Below are 3923 nucleotides of genomic sequence, written 5' to 3' on the forward strand. Positions count from 1 at the left end.
TGAGAGATATAAAAATCAGTCATAGGTATTTCACCTCTTAGAGCTCTATTAAAATTCTTATATCCCTCTTTGGTTGTATAAAATCTCAATACAGCTTCTTCCTCTAACGAAAGCTCCTTAGTAAATTTTCTTTTGACTTTTCCATTTAGTAATATCTTGTATTTTAATTAATTTTCTCTATATGTATATAATGATATTTTTTTTCTTTTGATAGAGAAAAGACCCCTTCTTTTTCCAAAAAGTAATTTATAAAATCATAATCAAAAACATAACATTCATCATATAGATTAGGAATTTGAAATTTATTTTTTAAAGAGATAGGCAAACCAAAATTATCTGTCAAAATATTTTTATCCACATTCTCTTCTCTAACATAATTTTGAACAATAGATAAATTCATTCTACCTCTTTGAAATATAGCCACTCTACCTTCTCCCGTTGTTGATTGATAATATACTAATAAAATAATAGTTAGATACTTCTCTGACAACCTTCTCAAGAACTCATCATAAATGTATAGTGAATAATTGAATTGCACCTCTATTTCTATCCAATTCTCATATTCAAATGAAATAATAATAGTCTCTTTGGGCGCATAGAGCCACCACTTTGGAGTATCTAAAAATTCTATTCTTTTTATAGAATAGAAAGTTTTAAACTCATTAATAATATTATCTATATTATCATTTTTTACATAAATTTTTGAAAGAGTTCCCATAACAACTTATTTTATTACTTGAATCTATCGTTTCATTTTATTAATATCTTGTGAAATAGAGTTATTGACTTTTGAAAACAAGCTGCCTTTTCCAGCTTGTTGTTGTGCTAAAGTTTGCCCTGTAGTTAAGGCTGTACTTTGACTTAGCTTCGTTTCTACTACTACCATATCTTGTATATTACCTCTTGCATCATATTTAATCCAAACTTGATCAGCAATAAAGAACTCGCCTTGTTTGTTACAAGGAGGGGTTAGTCCAGGAAGACAGAAATGTTTTTACACATTGTAAATAGGTTCTGTATTATCTAAAACTTGTTTAAGTTCTTTAGAGGCATTGTAATATCTTATATTATCAATATCTTCAGGGTCTTCGTCAAAATATTCCTTCTGTTTTTGAAAATAGCTATCCATAAATTCCTGATAGTTACTATCATTGCAAAGTTTTAAAATAACCGCTTTTTTCATTGGTGCAAATTGCCCTAAAATATCCCACAACTCTTCTTCTGTTTTATCTTTAATATATTCATATAAAACATTTAAATCTTTCCATTTTTCAAAGAAAGGAAGGGCTTTCTGTTTATAAAAAGTAATAAACTCATTGGCTATTTTTTCAATATTTTCTTTTTTAATTTTTTCTAAGTTATATTTTAAAGTTTTTTCATTTAAATTAAAAGATGGGCGGTCAATAATATTATAATTTTTTCCTATTAAATCATATTTTGATAGAATATTCATTACAATACTCTCTAATTCAATATACACTATATAAATATCAAATCCTTGAAAATATATAGTGCTAATATTATTTTCCATATAATAATATATAACATATAAATTTTCCTTGCTTTTGCGAACTAAATGAGTACCCAACCTAAAATCATCACTTGATGTTTCTATAAGGATACTATTTTGTTCATTAAAATTTCTATTTTTTTCTAAAATGAAATTATTATAATCAATGTGGTTCATATTCAAAACATTTGTATAGGAGGAATTTTTATATTATCGCCCTCACTTATTATTTTATATACATCTTCACGATAAATACGAATTTTATCAGTTTTCTTAATAGGTGAATTTATAGGCAACTTATCACTTCTCACCTCAAACTCTATGTATTTTTTATTAGGGTTATTCTTAAAAACATCTATTAATTCGCTTTTTTGGTTAGCTGTCCAAGGCGAGGTAGCCTTTAACTTGCTGTCACTTATTATGGCTTTAAAATAGCTCCTTCCTCGTTCATCGCGTAGTTCTTTTACAAACAAATCATCAGCAATAATATTGTCTTTTACTCCTTTTAAATATACTTGTTTTAAGTGTGTATAGTCTTTATAAAGAGTACTAAAAGGAGATATGTTTCTAATTTTAGAACTTACTAAAGATTCAAATTGTCTTCCTAACTGTGTATTTGTTTTAAAGAAATTACTTTTTCCCCATTTTGTCCAAGTAATATCGGTTTTAGAGATTTCAAAGGCATAGGCAGGGTCTTCTTTTATCAGTTTCCATTTAAGGAAATCGTCTTCTGTCTTTAAAAGCTGTCTTAATTCACCTCCTGTAGATTTAGAAAGTAAATCCTTTTCTAAGGCTTCTTGCAATGTTTTATCCCAACTTTTTACAAGTTTTTCTATTTTACTGTTTTTTAAAGAGCTTAGTAGAGATAAAGTTTGTTTTTCTAACTCTGCTGTTCTTTTTCCTACTTCTCGTCTTGCTTTTTCAACAAAAGTATCTAGTTCTTTGGTGTCTACTCCTTCTTTTTGCAGTTTAGCACTTACTTTAGGCAAATCATCTAATATAGCTACTGAGAAGGTCGCTAAATCAGTAAGGGTACTTATAGTACTCCAATTCTCCACAAACCACTTGCCTCCAGCTCCCATATTTTCTATTTCTTTTCTATGGGATTCATTTTGCATATAGGCATTTAACGACAAATTTACTATTTCAATGGTTGCTGCTGTTTTCAGTATTACACTTGCTCCCTTTACAAATAGTCCTCTTGAAGCTCCATATACCCCTAAGAAGTTAGATGCTATCTCTATTGTTTTTAAAAGGTCTTCCTGATTTTGTTCCTTTGATAAATGATAAATATATATAATAGGTAAAACATCAACTTTAGGTGTTGTTGAATTTTTGTAAAGATAAACAGTTGCAACATCTAATAAATTTTCTTTTGAAAAATTACTTAAGTCAGAGACGTCTAATTCTGATGGGATTCCTTTATTTAATACTGTAACTTTCCAAGATTTTATAAATTTAGAACGATTATGTTCTTTAATATTTTTGATCTCTGTAAAGAATCTATAATCACCTGTCTTAAATAGCCCTAAAAAACAAAAATGTCTGAGACTTTGTTCTTCTGCTTTACTATACTTATCTGTTAATTGAAGAAGTTTATTGAGATAACGCATTACATTATCTCCATCTATTCCTGAATATAAATCATAGACTACTTCTTGATGATTATACAATTGGTTATACAAATACTTATCATCTTTAAAGCTATTGATAACATTAAAGATAGCACTTTCTTCGTTCGTTCCTGCCTTATCAATACTTCCTTTAGAAAGTGATTGTAAATATTTCCACAGTGTTTCATCTGAAAGTTCAGAAATGATAAAACTTGGAATATCCTCAAGCAAAGCATCTATTTTGTTATAATCATAACCAGCTTTTCCAAATGCCTCTTTGTATAGTTTAGCTATATGTCTTTTGCTTTCCCCTGTAATTTCAAAGCCAATGTAATTAAGGATTTCTTTTAATGCGTGATATCCTTTTGTTTTGATAGTAATAGCAGGTTCTTTTCCTTGGGCATAGTAAACATACATAGAGAAAACAGCATTATACTCGTTAAATTCTACAGAGTATCCTGTTCTTCCTACAATATTCCCTACAGTAGATAAGTTCAATTTCCCCTTTTTATCATTGCAATAAAGTCCTACTATTTTTACTTTCTTATTTTCTTTATTTGTAAAATATTCATCTAAACGAGTTTCTGAAGAATATTTTTCTAAGTTATAATCTTGCTTAGCAGGAGGAAAATTTACTTCTTTATTCTTATTGCTTCTAAGGAAATCTAATATTTGTTGTAATGAGTAAACTAAATACTCTCCTTCCCCTTGTCCTTGAAAAGCGTATAACTTCACTTTAGGGTCGTTGATTTGCTTCCAATCGCGGTAGAAGAAGTCTTGCCCCTCATTGTAATCCATTA

4 protein-coding genes are annotated in these 3923 nt (G+C 28.7%); all 4 read right to left on the minus strand.

Annotated features, from left to right (window positions below; all coding sequences use genetic code 11):
* Positions 1 to 163: 163 nt before the first annotated feature.
* Entirely contained in the window at positions 164 to 718 is a 555-nt protein-coding gene (locus tag HMPREF1321_RS06420; RefSeq protein WP_009421872.1) for a hypothetical protein, read from the minus strand.
* A 24-nt stretch (positions 719 to 742) separates the two neighbouring features.
* Positions 743 to 886, minus strand: a complete 144-nt coding sequence (locus HMPREF1321_RS11595) for a hypothetical protein (RefSeq protein WP_009421871.1) — start codon at positions 884 to 886, stop codon at positions 743 to 745.
* A gap of 108 nt (positions 887 to 994) precedes the next feature.
* On the minus strand, positions 995 to 1687 hold the full coding sequence (locus tag HMPREF1321_RS06425) for a hypothetical protein (protein WP_009421869.1): 693 nt from the start codon (positions 1685 to 1687) through the stop codon (positions 995 to 997).
* Between the two features lie 2 nt (positions 1688 to 1689).
* The coding region (locus HMPREF1321_RS12230) for a hypothetical protein (RefSeq protein WP_009421870.1) at positions 1690 to 3923 on the minus strand (2234 nt) is incomplete at its 5' end.

It is taken from the genome of Capnocytophaga sp. oral taxon 412 str. F0487 (assembly GCF_000271925.1).
Classification (GTDB): Bacteria; Bacteroidota; Bacteroidia; order Flavobacteriales; family Flavobacteriaceae; genus Capnocytophaga; species Capnocytophaga ochracea.